Annotated in this window: 19 protein-coding genes; 9 read left to right on the top strand and 10 right to left on the bottom strand. The window is 68.5% G+C overall.

Features of this window, described 5'->3' with window-relative positions; all coding sequences use genetic code 11:
• Positions 1-109 precede the first annotated feature (109 nt).
• From AC2YHA_RS18925 to AC2YHA_RS18905, 5 genes are all read left to right on the top strand, one after another.
• Positions 110-457 carry an ArsC family reductase gene (locus tag AC2YHA_RS18925; RefSeq protein WP_487402872.1) on the top strand — a complete coding sequence of 116 codons (348 nt, stop codon included), beginning with the start codon at positions 110-112 and terminating at the stop codon, positions 455-457.
• Positions 458-510: 53 nt separating this feature from the next.
• The gene (locus AC2YHA_RS18920) at positions 511-957 is read left to right on the top strand and encodes a hypothetical protein (RefSeq protein ID WP_487402871.1); all 447 of its coding nucleotides are present in this window, start codon (positions 511-513) and stop codon (positions 955-957) included.
• 66 nt (positions 958-1,023) lie between these two features.
• Complete coding sequence (gene panB / locus AC2YHA_RS18915) at positions 1,024-1,884, top strand: 3-methyl-2-oxobutanoate hydroxymethyltransferase (protein ID WP_487402870.1); 861 nt, start codon at positions 1,024-1,026, stop codon at positions 1,882-1,884.
• 67 nt (positions 1,885-1,951) lie between these two features.
• Positions 1,952-2,653, top strand: a complete 702-nt coding sequence (locus AC2YHA_RS18910) for a tetratricopeptide repeat protein (RefSeq protein WP_487402869.1) — start codon at positions 1,952-1,954, stop codon at positions 2,651-2,653.
• Positions 2,650-3,993, top strand: coding sequence for a PQQ-like beta-propeller repeat protein (locus AC2YHA_RS18905; protein ID WP_487402868.1), 1,344 nt, complete (start codon positions 2,650-2,652; stop codon positions 3,991-3,993). The genes AC2YHA_RS18910 and AC2YHA_RS18905 overlap by 4 nt, the downstream gene beginning before the upstream one ends.
• Positions 3,994-4,151: 158 nt before the next feature.
• On the opposite strand, the gene coaD is transcribed toward AC2YHA_RS18905, so the two are convergent.
• From coaD to AC2YHA_RS18855, 10 genes are all read right to left on the bottom strand, one after another.
• Positions 4,152-4,661, bottom strand: a complete 510-nt coding sequence (gene coaD, locus AC2YHA_RS18900; RefSeq protein ID WP_233783670.1) for a pantetheine-phosphate adenylyltransferase — start codon at positions 4,659-4,661, stop codon at positions 4,152-4,154.
• Positions 4,662-5,561: a polyprenyl synthetase family protein gene (locus AC2YHA_RS18895; protein WP_487402867.1), complete on the bottom strand. Its 900-nt coding sequence runs from the start codon at positions 5,559-5,561 to the stop codon at positions 4,662-4,664.
• An 8-nt stretch (positions 5,562-5,569) separates the two neighbouring features.
• The gene (locus AC2YHA_RS18890) at positions 5,570-5,815 is read right to left on the bottom strand and encodes an exodeoxyribonuclease VII small subunit (protein WP_233783668.1); all 246 of its coding nucleotides are present in this window, start codon (positions 5,813-5,815) and stop codon (positions 5,570-5,572) included.
• Positions 5,816-5,991: 176 nt separating this feature from the next.
• A complete protein-coding gene (locus tag AC2YHA_RS18885; RefSeq protein WP_487402866.1) occupies positions 5,992-7,677 on the bottom strand; it encodes an AMP-binding protein in 1,686 nt (561 codons plus the stop codon).
• A gap of 88 nt (positions 7,678-7,765) precedes the next feature.
• A complete protein-coding gene (locus AC2YHA_RS18880) occupies positions 7,766-7,966 on the bottom strand; it encodes a hypothetical protein (RefSeq protein ID WP_233783666.1) in 201 nt (66 codons plus the stop codon).
• A 38-nt stretch (positions 7,967-8,004) separates the two neighbouring features.
• Positions 8,005-9,687 carry a sensor domain-containing diguanylate cyclase gene (locus tag AC2YHA_RS18875; RefSeq protein WP_487402865.1) on the bottom strand — a complete coding sequence of 561 codons (1,683 nt, stop codon included), beginning with the start codon at positions 9,685-9,687 and terminating at the stop codon, positions 8,005-8,007.
• Positions 9,688-9,763: 76 nt separating this feature from the next.
• Positions 9,764-10,030, bottom strand: coding sequence for a type II toxin-antitoxin system RelE/ParE family toxin (locus AC2YHA_RS18870; RefSeq protein ID WP_487402864.1), 267 nt, complete (start codon positions 10,028-10,030; stop codon positions 9,764-9,766).
• A complete protein-coding gene (locus AC2YHA_RS18865; protein WP_487402863.1) occupies positions 10,018-10,239 on the bottom strand; it encodes a hypothetical protein in 222 nt (73 codons plus the stop codon). The genes AC2YHA_RS18870 and AC2YHA_RS18865 overlap by 13 nt, the downstream gene beginning before the upstream one ends.
• A 3-nt stretch (positions 10,240-10,242) precedes the next feature.
• Complete coding sequence (clpA, locus tag AC2YHA_RS18860; protein ID WP_487402862.1) at positions 10,243-12,555, bottom strand: ATP-dependent Clp protease ATP-binding subunit ClpA; 2,313 nt, start codon at positions 12,553-12,555, stop codon at positions 10,243-10,245.
• A 129-nt stretch (positions 12,556-12,684) separates the two neighbouring features.
• Entirely contained in the window at positions 12,685-12,882 is a 198-nt protein-coding gene (locus AC2YHA_RS18855) for a DUF1192 domain-containing protein (protein ID WP_487402861.1), read from the bottom strand.
• 94 nt (positions 12,883-12,976) lie between these two features.
• Here AC2YHA_RS18855 and AC2YHA_RS18850 point away from each other — a divergent pair, with 94 nt between their 5' ends.
• From AC2YHA_RS18850 to AC2YHA_RS18835, 4 genes are all read left to right on the top strand, one after another.
• Positions 12,977-13,969: an NAD(P)H-quinone oxidoreductase gene (locus AC2YHA_RS18850; RefSeq protein ID WP_487402889.1), complete on the top strand. Its 993-nt coding sequence runs from the start codon at positions 12,977-12,979 to the stop codon at positions 13,967-13,969.
• On the top strand, positions 13,966-14,487 hold the full coding sequence (locus AC2YHA_RS18845) for a hypothetical protein (RefSeq protein ID WP_487402860.1): 522 nt from the start codon (positions 13,966-13,968) through the stop codon (positions 14,485-14,487). Before AC2YHA_RS18850 ends, AC2YHA_RS18845 begins: the two co-directional genes overlap by 4 nt.
• 88 nt (positions 14,488-14,575) lie before the next feature.
• Positions 14,576-15,205 carry a YqiJ family protein gene (locus tag AC2YHA_RS18840; RefSeq protein WP_487402859.1) on the top strand — a complete coding sequence of 210 codons (630 nt, stop codon included), beginning with the start codon at positions 14,576-14,578 and terminating at the stop codon, positions 15,203-15,205.
• Positions 15,206-15,239: 34 nt separating this feature from the next.
• The gene (locus AC2YHA_RS18835) at positions 15,240-16,931 is read left to right on the top strand and encodes a flotillin family protein (protein ID WP_487402858.1); all 1,692 of its coding nucleotides are present in this window, start codon (positions 15,240-15,242) and stop codon (positions 16,929-16,931) included.
• The last annotated feature ends 45 nt before the right edge of the window (positions 16,932-16,976 follow it).

The raw sequence follows: 16,976 nt of genomic DNA, 5'->3' as shown, positions 1-16,976 counted from the left end.
AGTTTGATCTAAGGCCCGAGCGAGCTCCGCAGCTGATCGATCGGCGAACTGCTGCCTTCTTTTGTCGCGAGCGCTATGCGGAAGTGTAGGCAAAATGGATGAGGCTCGAATGACGTTAACCATGTACGGCATCCCCAACTGCGATACCGTCAAGAAGGCGCGCAAATGGCTCGATGCCGCCGGCGTGACCTATGGTTTCCACAACTACAAGACCGACGGCGTGCCGGCCGAGAAGCTCGCCGCCTGGGCGAAGCAGGTCGGTTGGGAGAAGCTGCTCAACCGCGCCGGCACCACCTTCCGCAAGCTGCCCGACGCCGACCGCGAGAATGTCGACGAGGCCAAGGCGCTCGCACTGATGGCCGAGCATCCCTCGCTCATCAAGCGCCCGGTGATCGAAGGGGCGGGGCCGTTGCTGGTCGGCTTCGATCCTGATCGTTACGGGGCCGTCTTTCCCTAGCGGAACCGCCCCCGATCCGGTACTCTTGCGACCGGACAAAGAGGGGATGACGGATGGCGACCTATCTCAAGCAGCGGCCTCCGGCGTGGTTCTGGATCGTCGCGATACTGTTCCTGCTGTGGGGAGCGATGGGGTGCTGGGCCTGCTACCAGCAATTCAGGATCGGCGCCGACGCCTGGGGTGATCCCGCCAACGCCGAATACAACCGCGCGCTCTATGCCTCGCTGCCGGCCTGGTACAACTACGTCTATGCGATCGCGGTCGGCACGGCGCTGCTCGGTGCGCTGGCGCTGCTTGCGCGGTCGGCGGCGGCGCGGCTGCTGTTCATCGTCTCGGCGATCGCGATCGTCGTGCAGTTCGGCTATGCCTTCCTCGCCACCGATCTCATCGCCCACAAGGGCGCGGCGGCGGTGCTGCCGTTCCCGATCCTGATCCTCGTCATCGCGCTGGTCGAGATCTGGTTCGCCGGCCTCGCACGGCGGCGCGGCTGGATTTCCTGAGGGGGTACAGACCGGCAGTCGGCCCAACCATTGCCAGTAGGGAGGGCAGGCCGTAGGGCTGGGCCCATGTCGACCACCTTCACCCTCGACACCTCGACCAGCCGCGCGCACCCCACGCCGGCGCCGATGAAGCGCCTCACCGTGCCCGCAATCACCGCGCGCAAGGGGAAGGAGCCGCTGGTGATGCTCACCGCCTACACCGCGCGGATGGCGCAGCTGCTCGATTCGCACTGCGACATGCTGCTGGTCGGCGACAGCCTGGGCCAGGTGATCTACGGCCTGCCCTCGACCCTGCCGGTGACGGTGGAGATGATGTGCGCGCACGGCGCCGCGGTGGTGCGCGGCAGCTATCATGCCGTGGTGATCATCGACCTGCCGTTCGGCAGCTACGAGGGTTCGCCGGAACAGGCTTTCGCCACCGCCTCCCGCGTGCTCGCCGAGACCGGGGCGGCCGGCGTGAAGCTGGAGGGCGGCGAGACGATGGCCGAGACCGTCGCCTTCCTCACCCGGCGCGGCATCCCGGTGATGGGACACGTCGGCCTGACGCCGCAGGCGGTGAACGCGCTCGGCGGCTATGGCGCGCGCGGGCGCTCCAACGCGGAACACGCGCAGATCATCGACGACGCCCGCGCGATCGCCGAGGCCGGCGCCTTCTCGCTGGTGGTGGAGGGCGTGGTCGAACCGCTGGCCAAGGAGATCGTCGCCGCGGTCGGCTGTCCGGTGATCGGCATCGGCGCCTCGGCCGAATGCGACGGGCAGGTGCTGGTGATCGACGACATGCTCGGCATGTTCGAGCGCACCGCCCGCTTCGTGAAGCGCTACGAGGATTTCGCCGGCCGCATTTCCGCCGCGGTCGAGACCTATGCGGGCGAGGTGCGGGCGCGCGAATTCCCCGGTCCCGAACAGGTATACGCGCCGAAACCCTGAACGCTTTCCCTTCGGCCAGCACGCGGCTAAGGTCCGCCGCCGATCATCCCCCTGGAGTAGCCTGTCCGTGGCGCTGAGCCCGCAATCCAACGAAGCATTCTTCCGCGAGGTCGACGATGAGCTGCGCCGCGATCAGGCGGTCGCGCTGTGGCGCCGCTGGGGCATCGCCATCGTCGCCGTGGTCGTGCTGGCGCTCGCCGCGTTCGGCGGCTGGCTCTATTGGCAGTCGCACCGAGAGGCCAAGGCCGGCGAGCAGAGCATCACCTTCAACAAGGCGCTCGACGAGCTCGGCAACCGGCGGACCGAGGCTGCGCGCCCGATGCTCGAGCAGCTCGCGAAGGAGGGGACGCCGGGCTATGCCGCGCTCTCCAAGTTCACGCTCGCGGACCTCGCGCTCCAGAAGAACGACCTCAAGGCCGCCGCGGCCAGGTTCGCCGAGGTCGCGAACGACGGCTCGGCCGCCGAGCCGCTGCGCAATCTCGCGCTCATCCGCCAGACGCTGGCTGAGTATGACTCGCTCCAGCCGCAGGTGGTGATCGATCGTCTGCGTCCCTTCGCCGTCAAGGGAAACCCCTATTTCGCGAGCGCCGCGGAGATGACCGCGGTCGCCTATCTGCGTACGAACCGCAAGGACCTGGCCGGCCGCATGTTCGGCGACATCGCCAAGGATGAGACGGTGCCGGCGTCGGTTCGTCAACGCGCGGTTCAGATGGCCGGCGTACTGGGGGTCGACGCGGTCGCGCAACCTGAGGAAAAGAAGGCTCAATGAGGAAGTTTGTCACCGCGTGCACCGCGCTCGCGCTGGTTGCGGGCCTGAGCGGCTGCGGCGTCTTCAAGGGCGGCAAGAAAAAGACGCCGGTGCTCGGCGAACGCGTGCCGATCCTGATGAGCGAGAACTCGATCTCGTCCGACAAGTCGATCGCCGCGATCGAGGTGGTGCTGCCGCCGCCGGCCGCCAACGAGAGCTGGAACCAGCCGGGCGGGAACGCCGCCAAATCGATGGGCCATCTCGCGCTCGCCGACGCGCCGCGTCAGATCTGGCGCGCACAGATTCCGGGCGGCGACACCCGCGTCCGCCTTGCCGCCGCGCCGACCGTCGACGGCGGCAAGCTGTTCGTGATGGATACCGAGGGCATGGTCCATGCCTTCGACGCCAATATGGGCGCGAAACTGTGGACGGTCGAGACCGCAGGCGCCGGCAAGGACAAGAAGGAAGCCAAGAAGAACGCCCGCGCCCGCTTCGGCGGCGGCGCCAGCGCCGAGGGCGGCAAGGTGTTCGCGACCAACGGTCTCGGTGACGTGGTGGCGCTCGACGCCAGCAACGGCGCGGTGCTGTGGCGCGCCAAGCCCGGCGGTCCGCTGCGTGGCGCGCCGACGCTCGCCAACGGAAACATCTACGTGCTGAGCCAGGACAACCAGCTGTTCGCGCTCAACCAGGCCGACGGCAGCGTGGTGTGGACCCAGGCGGGCAGCCTCGAATCGCAGGGCGTCTTCGGCGTCGCCGCGCCAGCCGCGGCGCAGGGCACCGTCGTCGCCGGCTTCTCCTCGGGCGAGCTCAACGCCTATCGCTATGAGAACGGCAGCAGCGTCTGGGCCGATACGCTGTCGCGCAGCAGCATCTCGACCTCGGTGTCGAGCCTGTCGGACATCGATGCCGAGCCGGTGATCGACCAGGGCCGCGCCTATGCGGTCGGCCAGGGCGGCCGCATGGTCGCGCTGGAGCTGGTGACCGGCCAGCGCCTGTGGGAACAGAATATCGCCGGCATCTCGACGCCGTGGGTCGCGGGCGAGTGGATCTTCGTCGTCACCGACGATGCCCGCCTGATCTGCCTCGCGCGCGCCAGCGGCAAGATCCGCTGGATCAGCCAGCTGCGCAAATACCGCAAGGAGAAGAAGCAGAAGGACCCGATCGCGTGGATCGGCCCGGTGCTCGCCGGCGGCAAGCTGTGGCTGGCGAATTCGCAAGGCCAGATCGTCTCGGCATCGCCCACCGACGGCACGGTCGGCTACACGCTCGAGACCAAGGGCCGCTTCGGCCTGCCGCTGACGGTGGCGAACTCGACGCTCTATTCGCTGAACGACAAGGGCGGGCTGACGGCGTACCGCTAGGTCTCGACCCTCCGTCGTCATGCCGGACTTGTTCCGGCATCCACGTTTCCGCGAGGAATAGCGTCGAGATTCCGGCAATATTCTCGAAACCAGTCCTCGACTGCATCGTGGGCCCCGGCACAAGTCCGGGGTGACGGTCGAGGCCGCCGCTAAGCCGGTCAGTGAGCGCCCTTGCGCCCCAACTGGGCAACCCGCGCATCGACTTCCGCCTTCACCGCGGGCGTCACGAACTTGGCGATGTCGCCGCCGTAGATCGCGATCTCCTTGACCAGCCGGCTCGCGATTGGCTGCAGCGAGACGTCGGCCATCAGGAACACCGTCTCGACGCGGCTGTTGAGCTGCTGGTTCATGCCCGCCATCTGATATTCGTACTCGAAGTCGGCGACGGCGCGCAGGCCGCGCACGATGACGCTCGCCCCCTCGCGCTCGGCGAAGTCCATCAGCAGCGAATCGAAGCCGACGACATGGATCTCGCCGTTGCCGATCGCCGCCACCTCGCGCTGCACCATCGCCATCCGCTCCTCGACCGAGAACATCGGCGACTTGGACGGATTGGTGGTGACGCCGATCACCAGCCGGTCGACCAGCTTCGCGCCGCGGCGGATGATGTCCATATGGCCCAGCGTGATCGGGTCGAAGGTGCCGGGGTAGACGCCGATTCGGGTCATTTAGCGGTCTCTCTCCAGAACGTAGCGCGCGACGTCGCGCAGCAGGTCGGCCTCGGGTCCGTAGCTGCGCAGATGCTCCACCGCCTGCTCGACCAGCAGCGCCGCCTGCGCCCGCGCGCGGTCGAGGCCGAGCAGGGTGACGAAGGTCTCCTTGCCGGCCGCCTCGTCCTTGCGCAGCCGCTTGCCGGCGGCATCCTCGCTGCCTTCGACGTCAAGGATGTCGTCGGCGATCTGGAAGGCGAGGCCGATGTCGCGGGCATAGCCGCGCAGCCCCGTGCGCGCCTCGGGCGGCACGCGGCCGAGGATCGCGCCCGCCTCGACCGAGCAGCCGATCAGCGCGCCGGTCTTGAGCGCCTGGAGCCGGGTGACGGTGGCGAGGTCGAAGCTCGCCTTCTCCGCCTCGAGGTCCATCATCTGGCCGCCGGCCATGCCCGCCGGGCCGGCGGCGCGGGCGATCTCGCCGACCAGCTCGATACGGACGAAGGGGTCGGGATGGGTCGCCTCATGCGCGGCGACCTCGAAGGCGAGCGCGTGGAGGCTGTCGCCGGCCAGGATCGCGGTCGCCTCGTCGAAGGCGCGGTGGACGGTCGGCTTGCCGCGGCGCATGTCGTCGTCGTCCATCGCCGGCAGGTCGTCGTGGACCAGGCTGTAGACGTGGATGCACTCGATCGCGGTGGCGGCGCGCGCGGCGCAGTCGCGGTCGACGCCGAACATGCCCGCGGTCGACATGGTCAGGAAGGGGCGCAGCCGCTTGCCGCCGCCGATCGCGACGTGGCGCATGGCGCGGTAGAGGTCCGCGCGCGGATCGTCGGGGACGGCGAGCAGCAGGTCGAGCTGGCGGTCGACTTCCGCCGCCGCCTCGCGCAGCGCGGCGCCGAGCGCCAGCGACGCCTGCGCCACCGCCGTCCTCACCCGGCGTTGAACGGGGTGGTGCCGGCGGGCTGCCCGTTCGCATCGAGCCTTACCGCCTCGATCCGCGCCTGCGCCGCATCGAGCCGTGCGGCGCATTGCCGGCGCAGCTTGTCCCCCCGTTCGTAGAGCGCGATCGCCTCGTCGAGCGCGGCATCGCCGCTCTCCAGCCGGGCGACGATCGCCTCCAGCTCCTTGAGCGCCTCCTCGAACGAAAGCGCCTCGACCGCACTGTCCTCTGTCATGGCGCCGCTATGCGGCAGGGGCGGGGGGGATTGCAACAGCTCCTCCCCGGCACGGGGAGGGGGACCATCGCGCAGCGATGGTGGAGGGGGCCCTGATCTTGGCCATTCGCTTGTGGCCGGGCCCCCTCCACCACGCGACTTCGTCGCGCGGTCCCCCTCCCCGTGCCGGGGAGGAATTAGGGGTGGCCCATCACCTCTGCCTTCAGATCCTTCCGGCTGAGCTTCCCGATCATCGTCTTGGGCAGCGTCAGCCGCACCACCACCTCGTCCACCCGCTCGTGCTTGCCGAGCTGCGGGTTGAGCCAGTCGCGCAGCTCCTCGCCGGTCGCCGCCGCGCCGTCGAGCAGCGTGACATAGGCGCGCGGATGCTCGCCGCGGTAAGGATCGGGCAGGCCGAGCACCAACGCCTCCTTCACCGCCGGATGATGGTGCAGCAGCGCTTCGATCTGGCTAGGGAACACCTTGAAGCCGCTGACCGCGATCATGTCCTTGAGGCGGTCGACGATGCGGACATAGCCCTCCTCGTCGATCGTGCCGACATCGCCTGTGCGCAGCCAGCGCGTGCCCTCGGCATCGTCGACGAACACCTCGGCGTCGGCGTCGGGGCGCTGCCAATAGCCCTTCATGATCTGCGGCCCCGCCGCGACGATCTCGCCCGGCTCGCCCTCGGGTGGCGGACGGGTCGGGTCCTCCTTGTCGACCAGGTGCACGCGCGTGCCGGGGATCGGCTGGCCGATGCCGGGCTTCATCGGTCCCGCATAAGGATTGGCCGAGATCACGCCCGAGCTCTCCGACAGGCCATAGCCCTCGATCAAGGTCGATCCGGTCGCCGCCTCGAACCGCGTCTTGAGCTCGGCCGGCAGCGGCGCGCCGCCCGAGATGCAGAATTTGACCGAGGAGAAATCGGTGCCGGCGAAGCGTGGGCTGTCGAGCAGCGCCTGGTACATCGTCGGTACGCCCGGCATCGCGCGCGGCCGGGTGCGCTGGATCGCGGCGAGCACCTGGCCGGCGTCGAAGCGCGGCAGCATGATGATCTCGCCGCCCTTGATGACGGTGCGGTTGAGCACGCAGGTGTTGGCGAAGACGTGGAAGAAGGGCAGCACGCCCAGCACCGTGTCCGCCTCCTCGGGATGCGGATCGAGCAGCGCCACCTGTCGCGCGTTGGCCGACAGGTTCTGATGGCTCAGCATCGCCCCCTTTGGGGTGCCGGTGGTGCCGCCGGTATATTGGATCAGCGCGAGGTCGCGATCGGGGTCGAGGTCCGGGACCGGGCAGGCGCCGTCGTTGGCGATCAGGCGGGAGAAGGCGATGATGCGATCGTCGTGCGGTCGCGGCGTCACCTCGCGGCCGCGGAACAGGCGGTAGAACAGCGACTTGGCCGGCGGCAGCGCACCTGCGACCGATCCCACCACCAGCCGCTCGAGGCTGCTCGCCTCCAGCACCTTGAGCGCGTTGGGCAGCAACGCGGTGGCGGAGAGGGTGAAGAGGAGGCGCGTGCCCGAATCGGCGACCTGGTGGGCCAGCTCCTCCACGGTGTAGAGCGGCGAGAAGTTGACCACCGTCGCACCGAGCTTGAGGATGCCGTAATAGGCGGCGACGTAGTGCGGCGCATTGGGCAGGAACAGCCCGATGCGGTCGCCCGGCCCATAGCCCAGCGCTTTCAGGCCGCAGGCGACGCGGTTGGCGCCGTCCAGCGTCTCGGCATAGCTGTAGCGGCGGCCGAGGAAGTCGAGCAGCGGCGCGTCCGGCACCCGCGCCGCCGTCTCCTCGAACAGCGCGACCATCGTCGTCGGCGGGAAGTCGCGATCCCAGGGAACGGGATGGTGATAGGCGCTGCGCCAGGCGGACTCGGGCTCGCTCATTGACACGAATGTAAGCGGACCCGGCGATGAAAATCTAGGGGCGCGCCGGCCGAATCCTCGCTTCATGGCGAGGGTTTGCGCCTTGACCTTACGGAATCAGGTGCTCGCCGGACCAGGTCACCAGCAGATTTATCGCGACCACGCCGGTATCGATGGCGGTTCGCACCTGATGCGGCGCGAGATCGGTCGCGTCATGGGTGAGGATGCGGATGTCGACGGTCGGATGCCGCACCGCCGCGACCAGCAGCAAGGCGGCGAGGATGATGAACGCTACGCTGCGATTCCGCATGGGGCCGCCATAGCCGAGCTACCGGGCGGCGGCAACGATCAGGCGGCGAGGGATCGCCCGCGCCGTGCACGGTCGCGGCCGGCAGACTTGGCGTCGAACAACGCGCGGTCGGCGCAATGGTAAAGCCGTTTCCAGTCGACCTCGTCCGTGAGCGGGCCGAGGCAGCTGCCGATACTGGAGGTGACGGTCAGATCGAACGGCATCCGCGCCGACCGCAACTTGGCGAGGATGCGCTCGGCGTCGATCGGCGTGTCGGCGGCAGCGACGATCGCGAACTCCTCGCCGCCGATCCGCGCGACCAGTGCGCCGGTCGGCACCAGGGTCCGCAGCACGCGGGCGTAGACGCGCAGCACCTCGTCGCCGCCGTCATGGCCGAGCGTCTCGTTGACCCGCTTGAAATGGTCGATGTCGATGACGTGGAGCTGCTGCTCGCCCTCGCGCCCGATCGCCTGGGACAGGAAGGCGCGGCGGTTGAGCAGGCCGGTCAGCGGATCGGTGTCGGCCAGCCGCCGCGCGAGCGTCTCGCCCGCCAGCGCCTCGTCGCGCTCGCGGCTCAGCATCCACACGCGATAGGCGATGGCGATGCTGGACAGCAGCGCCTCGATCCCCAGCGACAGCACGGTCGAATTGTCGAGCCAGAAATTGGTCGGGATGACGTGCAGCGCCGCTAGAACGCGCGCCATCGAGAAGACGATCGGCGCCGCCCAGGCGACCGCGAACATCCACAGATAGTCGCTCTTCTGCCGCCACGCCGACCACAGGATCGGCCCGACCATCGCCAGCCCGGTGAGGAAGCTCCACGAATAGATCGCATCCGCAAGCGGCGTGGCGAGATAGGACAGCGGCCAGAACAGCACCGCCACCGTTAGCAGCAAGACGATCGCCGCGCGGGTCAGCGCGCTGAGCCGGGGCGTGAACACCCTGGGCTCGAAGAAGGACCGCGCGAACGCCAGCGCTGCCGCGGCGATGATGCCGAGCAGCAGGTAGTTGATCCGGAGCCGGACGTTGTTGTCGATCCCCGGCCACGCCCAGGCGAGCGCGCCCGAGGAGGAGAAGGTATAGGCCAGCATCGCCCCGACCATGACGCAATAGGCAAGCTGGAACCGGTGGCGGAGCGCGCCCCAGATCGCGAGATTGTAGACGAGCAGGGCGATGGCGAGGCCGGCGAAACCGCCGTAGATCGCCGCCATCGCCAGGTTGGCGCGCTCGCCTGCCGGGGGATTGGCGATCCGCTGCCCGAGCAGGATGCCGCGGACGTTCGACGCCCCCTCGACGTGCCAGAGCAGCCGCGTGACCGGCGCCGGTCGTGCCGGCAGCGCGAACTCGATGATCGCGCCGAGCTGGACGTGGCGCGACAGCGTGGCGCTGGTGGTGGGAATCGTCTCGACATGCCCGTCCGCATAGAGCGCGTGCAGCGTCAGCGCCCGCTGCCACAGGCTCAGCACGCGCACGCGGACCTCGCCGTTGCCGAGCGCGGCCGGGACGGGTGCGGACAGTGCCCAATAATCGCCCGGTCCGTGACGGTGCTGCGGCGAGGCGCAGTCGTAGGGAAGGCCGCCGCGCAGTGCCTCAGCGGCGGTCGATCCGGGCAGGGCGGGGGCGATGCACACCGGAAGCGGGAGCACCTCGGGTGCGGCCGAAATCGCCGCGCTCGCGTCCAACGGCAAGGCGAGCGCGAGCAGCAATGCGCCGATCAACCTGACGATGCAAACCCCCGGCATGGCTCCCCCCGTAAGCACCTATGCCAAACAAGCCGTTAAGCGCGTTTTTGTTGCCGGAATCCCGGCTCCGACGCAATCAGCGGCGCGCACCGTGGCGGACCGAGACGATCTCCACTCGCTCGCGATGAACCCGATAGCGAATCAGGTAAGGATAAACGACGGAGGGCTGCCGCAATCCGCGGCCGATCCTGCGTCCCTTGTGCGGGAAATCGGCGAGGCCTTGGGCTGCGAAAATGATACGATTCGATATTCGCCCGGCAGCGTCTGGATCGAACTGCTCGATATAGAGGCCGATCCGGTCAAGTTCGTCGATCGCGCGATCCGACCAATCTACTCGCCGCACTTAGGTCTCGGCAGCCGATTGCCTGTTCCCCACCACTTAAGCCAACGGATCACCGCCTCATTGCTGACGGTCCGTCCGGCGTCCAGGTCGGCGATGCCGGCGAGGTCGGCCTCGTCGAGCTCGTCGTCCGGCCCAATCTCATAAAGACCCACCAGGGGTTCGCTCTCGAACCCCTGGCGGTCCTCGCCGACCTTGCGGTCGCCGGCCATCGCCTACTTCGCCTTGACCTTGGCCGGCGCCTTGCCGCCCTTCTTGGGCTTGCCCGGCGCAGCGCCGACGATCTCGAAGGCGAGCGCGCCGTCCTTGAGCTTCACCGTAACCTCGCCGCCATGGACGAGCTTGCCGAACAGCAGCTCCTCGGCGAGCGGCTGCTTGACCTTCTCCTGGATCAGGCGGCCCATCGGCCGCGCGCCATAGAGCCGGTCGTAGCCGCGCTCGGTGAGCCACGCCTTCGCCTCCTCGTCGAGGCTGATGTGCACGCCGCGGTCGGCGAGCTGCAGCTCGAGCTGGAGGATGAACTTCTCGACGACGCGGCCGACCACCGCCGGCGGGAGGTAGTCGAACGGCACGATCGCATCGAGGCGGTTGCGGAATTCCGGGGTGAAGAGCTTCTTCACCGCGTCCTCCTGCGCGTCCTCGCGGCTGATCTCGCCGAAGCCGATCGATTCGCGCGCCATGTCGGCGGCGCCGGCATTGGTCGTCATGATCAGGATCGTGTTCCTGAAATCGACCGTCTTGCCGTGGTGGTCGGTCAGCTTGCCGTTGTCCATCACCTGGAGGAGGATGTTGAACAGGTCCGGATGCGCCTTCTCGATCTCGTCGAGCAGGAGCACCGAATGCGGCTGCTGGTCGACCGCGTCGGTCAGAAGCCCACCCTGGTCATAGCCCACATAGCCCGGAGGCGCGCCGATCAGGCGGCTGACCGAGTGGCGCTCCATATACTCCGACATGTCGAAGCGCTGGAGCGGGATGCCGAGGATGTTGGCGAGCTGCCGCGCGACCTCGGTCTTGCCGACGCCGGTGGGTCCCGAGAACAGATAGTTGCCGATCGGCTTGTCGGGATCGCGCAGGCCGGCGCGGCTCAGCTTGATCGCGGAGGACAGCACCTCGATCGCCTTGTCCTGCCCGAACACGACGCGCTTCAGATCGGTGTCGAGGTTCGCCAGCGTCCGCGTGTCGTCGGTCGACACCGACTTCGGCGGGATGCGCGCCATCGTCGCGATCACCGCCTCGATCTCCTTGACGGTGATCGTCTTCTTACGCTTCGACGGCGGCACCAGCATCTGCATCGCGCCGACCTCGTCGATCACGTCGATCGCCTTGTCGGGCAGCTTGCGGTCGTTGATGTAGCGCGCGCTGAGCTCCACCGCCGACTTGATCGCGTCGGGGGTGTATTTGACGTTGTGATGCCCCTCGAACGCGGTGCGCAGGCCCGCGAGGATCTTCACCGTATCCTCGACCGACGGCTCGTTGACGTCGATCTTCTGGAAACGGCGCAGCAGCGCGCGGTCCTTCTCGAAGTGGTTGCGGAACTCCTTGTAGGTGGTCGAGCCGATGCAGCGGATCGCCCCGCCCGACAGCGCGGGCTTGAGCAGGTTGGAGGCGTCCATCGCCCCGCCGCTGGTCGCGCCGGCGCCGATCACCGTGTGGATCTCGTCGATGAACAGGATCGCGTGCGGCAGCTTCTCCAGCTCCGCGACGACCTGCTTCAGCCGTTCCTCGAAGTCGCCGCGATAGCGCGTGCCGGCGAGCAGCGCGCCCATGTCGAGCGAGTAGATTACGGCTTCCTTGAGCACGTCGGGCACCTCGCCCTCGACGATCTTGCGCGCGAGACCCTCCGCGATCGCGGTCTTGCCGACGCCCGGATCGCCCACGTAGAGCGGGTTGTTCTTGCTGCGGCGGCACAGGATCTGGATCGTCCGGTCGACCTCCGGCCCGCGGCCGATCAGCGGATCGACCTTGCCGGCCTTGGCCTTCTCGTTGAGGTCGACGGTGAACTGCTTGAGCGCGCTCTCGCCGCCCTTCTTGGCGTCCTTGGGCTTCTCCTCCTCGGCGCCCTTGACCTCGCGGGTCTCGATCGGCTGGCCGCCCTTGCCGACGCCGTGGCTGATGTAGCTGACCGCGTCGAGGCGGCTCATGTCCTGCTGCTGCAGGAAATAGACGGCATAGCTCTCGCGCTCGCTGAACAGCGCAACGAGGACGTTGGCGCCGGTCACCTCGTCGCGGCCGGACGACTGGACGTGCAGGATCGCGCGCTGGACGACGCGCTGGAAGCCGCTGGTGGGCGACGGATCGGTCGCGGCGGCGACCTTCAGCGCCTCCAGCTCGGTGTCGAGATAATGGGCGACGGTGGTCTTGAGATCGCCCAGGTCCACGCCGCACGCGCTCATCACCTTCGACGCGTGCTCGTCGTCGATCAGCGCGAGCAGCAAATGCTCGAGCGTCGCATACTCGTGCCGGCGGGAGGACGCGGCCTCGAGCGCCTTGTGCAGGGTGGTTTCCAGGGCGGAAGCGAAGGACGGCATCAAATTACTCCAGACGGGCGGGTGCAGATGCCCGCCCCTTGCCCATTATGTCGGAAGTCCGGGGCCGCGCATCAAGCAGGGCGCCCCCGCACCGGTCTGGCTTTGCGCCTTTGGCCGGTGCCGCCGCGCTCATCGCTTGAATAGCGCGTCAGCGCTTGCGCGATGGTTAACGGCGCGTTCAATTCTTTGTTTGGACCGGGCAATTTCCGCTTCGAGCATTGCGATGCGCTCCTGCAGTTCCTCGACCGAGAAGGGATCGAGGTCCTGCCTGGCGAGCTCCGCGACCAGGTCGCGACTCTTGCGCGGAAGGCTGTCGTCGACGTCCATTTCCGTGCAGCGTTGACCGCGGGGGGGCGGCTGTCAATAAGCACGCGCGGGGCTTGCGATGAAACGGGGACGGCACGTGGCGATTCCGACGACGATGCTGGCGATCGATCCGGCGGAGCCGGGCGGGCCGGAGGTGCTGGTGCCGGTCCAGCGGCCGGTGCCGCAGCCGGGGCCGGGCGAGGTGCTGATCCATGTCGCCGCCGCCGGAATCAACCGGCCGGAGGTACTCCAGCGCAAGGGGCTCTATCCGCCGCCGCCCGGCGCGCCATCGATCCTGGGGCTGGAGGTGTCGGGCGAGGTGGTCGCAGTCGGCTCCGATGGGCCGGAAGAACTGCTCGGCCAGCCGGTCTGCGCGCTGGTTGCGGGCGGCGGCTACGCCCAATACGCCGTTGCGCCCGCCGGCCAGTGCCTGCCGGTGCCGCCCGCGCTGACCATGGTCGAGGCGGCGGCGATGCCGGAGACTTTGTTCACCGTCTGGACCAACCTGTTCGAGCGCGGCTTCGCGGCGGAAGGCGATACGGTGCTCGTCCACGGCGGCACCAGCGGCATCGGCACCATGGCGATCGCGCTGTGCAATCTGTTCGGCATCACCGTCATCGTCACCGCCGGCTCGCCCGAGAAGGTGGCTGCCGCGCGCGGCATCGGCGCCGACCATGCGATCGACTATAAGGCCGAGGACTTCGTGGAGCGCGTGAAGGAGATCACGGGCGGCAAGGGCGTCGCGGTGGTGCTCGACATGATCGGCGGCGACTATGTCGCGCGCAACCTCCAGTGCCTTGCCGACGACGGCCGCCACGTCTCGATCGCCGTGCAGGGCGGGGCACAGGCGACCGTCCCGATCTTCGAGATCATGCGCCGCCGCCTGACGCTGACCGGCTCGACGCTGCGCCCGCGCGACACGGTGTTCAAGTCGATGGTCGCCGACGAGCTCCACCGCACCGTCTGGCCGCACGTCGAGGCGGGGCGGCTGAAGCCGGTGATCGATTCGACCTTCCCGTTCGCCGAGGTGCCCGCGGCGCACGCGCGGATGGAGTCAGGAGAGCATGTCGGGAAGATCGTGCTGACGATCCTGGGGGAGGGGGAATGAGGCTCTATCAGCTATTGCTGCCGGCGACGGTGCTGATCGTCGCCGCGGTGCAGTTCGTGACGCCGGGCCACTTCGGCGTCCTGGTCAATCGCCCGGCGATCGCGGATGTCGGCGAGATCCCGCCGCGCGCGGATCACGCGAAGCTCCGCCGCTTCCTTGATGCACTAGCAATCGTGCTGCCGGCGGATTTTCCGATGACGCCTCCGAACGAACCGGCGCCGGTGCGGCTCGGCTACAACTATCGCACGCTGAGCCTGCTCAAGCTGCCGCTGCTCGCCTATCGCGACCTCGGTTTCGTGCTCTACGACGACAACGGGATGCGGCAACGCATGATCCCGCTCGACGACGACTATATGAAGCTTCTCGCGAAGGAAGCGGGCGAGCCGCTCGGCCAAGGCTATGCCTTCCCCTTCTGGCGCTATGTCTGGGGCTGGCTGATCGTCGCCGCGCTGGCCGCCGCCCTTGTTTCCTGGCGGCGCGAGGAAGCCGCGAAACGGCTGGCATTGGGGATCATCTGATACCCGGCTCGCCTGCCCGGCGACCGATTCCGCTAGAGAGTCCCGACGTGTCTCCGTAAACTCCTCCTCGAATCGGGGGCAGGGGCAAGTGCTGGCGTTTCTGGGGGCATCGGAGAACATCGCCTTCGTCTCGGCGATCGTGCTGATGGCGCTGATCGGCGTCGTCCAGCTTGTCGGGCTGGGCGGCGATCTCGATGCGGATGCCGATGCCGACGCCGATCTCCATGCCGGCATCTCGGGCGACCTGCTGAGCTGGCTCGGCGTTGGGCGGCTGCCGCTGCTCATGCTGCTGGTGGTGTTCCTGACCCTGTTCGGCCTCGTCGGTCTGATCGGGCAGCAGCTCAGCCGCGACCTTACCGGTGCGCTGCTGACGCCGTGGATCGCGGTGCCGGCGGCGGCGCTCGCCGCGCTGCCGCTGACCGGGCTCGCCGCCCGCGGCCTCGCCCGCATCCTGCCGCGCGACTTCACCACCGCGGTGCCGCTCGAGGTACTGGTCGGGCGCACTGCCCATATCCTCACCGGCCGCGCCAGCCGCGGCTCGCCTGCGCGCGCCCGGGTCGAGGACCAGTGGGGCCAGGCCCATTACGTCATGGTCGAACCCGACAACGACGGACAGAGCTTCGTCGAGGGGGAGGCCGTGCTGCTCGTCCGGCGCGAGAACGATCTGTTCCGCGCCATTGCCCGCGGCGATCATTACCTGCCGCGCCTGGAACCCTGACCGGAGGACCGTCGTGCCCCAAGGAGTCGCTGCCATGCTGCCCTATCTGATCTATGCCGGCGTCGCGCTGCTGGCGCTGCTGGTGCTGGGGTTGATCCTCGCCAAGCTCTACAAGCGTGCGTCGAAGGAGATCGGCTTCGTCCGCACCGGCTTCGGCGGCGAGAAGGTGGTGATCAACGGCGGCGCGCTGGTGCTGCCGGTGTTCCACGAGACGATGCCGGTCAACATGAACACCGTCCGCCTCGCGGTCGAGCGCAAGAACATGGACGCGCTGATCACGCTCGACCGCCTGCGCATCGACGTGAAGGCCGAGTTCTACGTCCGCGTGAAACCCGACGCCCAATCGATCGCCACCGCCGCGCAGACGCTCGGCCTGCGCACGATGAACCCGGAGGCGCTGAAGGAGCTGGTCGAGGGCAAGTTCGTCGACGCATTGCGCTCGGTCGCGGCGGGCATGACGATGGCGCAGCTCCACGAGCAGCGCAGCGAGTTCGTGCAGAAGGTGCAGCAGGTCTCCTCGGTCGACCTGGCGATGAACGGACTGGAGCTGGAGAGCGTGTCGCTGACCGGGCTCGACCAAACCTCGATCGAGCATTTCAACGCCAACAACGCCTTCGACGCCGAGGGCCTCACCAAGCTCACCGAGCAGATCGAGCTTCGCAAGAAGGCGCGCAACGACATCGAGCAGGACACGCGCGTCCAGATCGAGACCAAGAATCTCGAGGCTTCGCGCCAATCATTCCTGATCGGCCGCGACCAGGAGTTCGCGCGGCTCGAGCAGGAGCGCGAGGTCGAGATGCGCCGCGCCGCGCAGGCGGCCGAGGTCGCGCGCGAGCAGGCGCTGCGCCAGCAGGAGGCCGATCAGGCCAGGATCGAGGCCAAGAAACTCGTCGACAGCCAGCAGATCGAGGCCGACCGCGCAGTCAAGGAGGCGCAGATCGCGCAGGAGCAGGCACTCGCGCTCGCCCGGCAGGAGCAGCAGATCGCGGTCCAGAACAAGAGCCGCGAGGAGAGCCAGGCCAAGGCCGAAGCCGACAAGGCGCGTGCCGAGGCGGTGGTCGCCGAGGAGCAGGTCGGCACCGCGCGCGAGGCCGAGGTCGCCGAGCGCCAGAAGCGCATCGAGCTGATCGACGCCGCCCGCGAGGCCGAGCGCGCCGCGATCGCGATCAAGGTCCAGGCCGACGCCGAGAAGCAGGCCGCGGCCGACCGCGCCGAGGCTGCCCGGCTCCAGGCCGAGGGCGAGGCCGAGGCGGCCAAGCTCCGCGCCGAGGCCGACCGCGTCCGCTTCGAGGTCGAGGCGGCGGGCCAGCGCGCGATCAACGAGGCGGCGAACTTGCTCTCGTCCGACCAGGTCTCGCTCACCACTAAGATGGCGCTGCTCAAGGTGCTGCCGGAGGTGATCCGCGAGGCGGCCAAGCCGCTGGAGGCGATCGACAGCATCAAGATCGTTCAGGTCGACGGCCTCACCGGCCGCGGCGGTGGCGGAGCGGGCGTGGCCGCGGCGAACGACGAAGGCGGCGATCGCAACCTCGCCAATTCCGCGGTCGCGGCGGCCCTGCGCTACCGGGCGCAGGCGCCGGTGATCGACGGATTGATGCGCGAGCTCGGTTTCGATGGCGGCTCGCTCGACGCGCTGGTGAACGGGGCGGCGGGGACTGCCGTGCCGCCGCCGGCGATTCCGCCCGCGCCACCGTCGCCCGCCGCTGAGCCGCAGGCAGCGGAATAGGGCGATCCATCAGCCGCACTTGTCATCGCCCCCGCGTCTTCGATT

The organism is Sphingomonas sp. SRI_018, from assembly GCF_057586275.1.
The sequence above is the reverse complement of the archived record's forward strand: the minus strand, read 5'-3'. Positions and strand labels throughout refer to the sequence as shown.

Excerpts from the sequence above, each read along its gene's own strand:
- AC2YHA_RS18885 (WP_487402866.1), bottom strand. The coding sequence starts at position 7,677 with ATGAGCGAGCCCGAGTCCGCCTGGCGCAGCGCCTATCACCATCCCGTT.
- AC2YHA_RS18920 (WP_487402871.1), top strand. The coding sequence starts at position 511 with ATGGCGACCTATCTCAAGCAGCGGCCTCCGGCGTGGTTCTGGATCGTC.
- AC2YHA_RS18905 (WP_487402868.1), top strand. The coding sequence starts at position 2,650 with ATGAGGAAGTTTGTCACCGCGTGCACCGCGCTCGCGCTGGTTGCGGGC.
- panB (WP_487402870.1), top strand. The coding sequence starts at position 1,024 with ATGTCGACCACCTTCACCCTCGACACCTCGACCAGCCGCGCGCACCCC.
- AC2YHA_RS18875 (WP_487402865.1), bottom strand. The coding sequence starts at position 9,687 with ATGCCGGGGGTTTGCATCGTCAGGTTGATCGGCGCATTGCTGCTCGCG.
- clpA (WP_487402862.1), bottom strand. The coding sequence starts at position 12,555 with ATGCCGTCCTTCGCTTCCGCCCTGGAAACCACCCTGCACAAGGCGCTC.
- AC2YHA_RS18850 (WP_487402889.1), top strand. The coding sequence starts at position 12,977 with ATGCTGGCGATCGATCCGGCGGAGCCGGGCGGGCCGGAGGTGCTGGTG.
- coaD (WP_233783670.1), bottom strand. The coding sequence starts at position 4,661 with ATGACCCGAATCGGCGTCTACCCCGGCACCTTCGACCCGATCACGCTG.
- AC2YHA_RS18890 (WP_233783668.1), bottom strand. The coding sequence starts at position 5,815 with ATGACAGAGGACAGTGCGGTCGAGGCGCTTTCGTTCGAGGAGGCGCTC.
- AC2YHA_RS18855 (WP_487402861.1), bottom strand. The coding sequence starts at position 12,882 with ATGGACGTCGACGACAGCCTTCCGCGCAAGAGTCGCGACCTGGTCGCG.
- AC2YHA_RS18845 (WP_487402860.1), top strand. The coding sequence starts at position 13,966 with ATGAGGCTCTATCAGCTATTGCTGCCGGCGACGGTGCTGATCGTCGCC.
- AC2YHA_RS18880 (WP_233783666.1), bottom strand. The coding sequence starts at position 7,966 with ATGCGGAATCGCAGCGTAGCGTTCATCATCCTCGCCGCCTTGCTGCTG.
- AC2YHA_RS18835 (WP_487402858.1), top strand. The coding sequence starts at position 15,240 with ATGCTGCCCTATCTGATCTATGCCGGCGTCGCGCTGCTGGCGCTGCTG.
- AC2YHA_RS18865 (WP_487402863.1), bottom strand. The coding sequence starts at position 10,239 with ATGGCCGGCGACCGCAAGGTCGGCGAGGACCGCCAGGGGTTCGAGAGC.
- AC2YHA_RS18925 (WP_487402872.1), top strand. The coding sequence starts at position 110 with ATGACGTTAACCATGTACGGCATCCCCAACTGCGATACCGTCAAGAAG.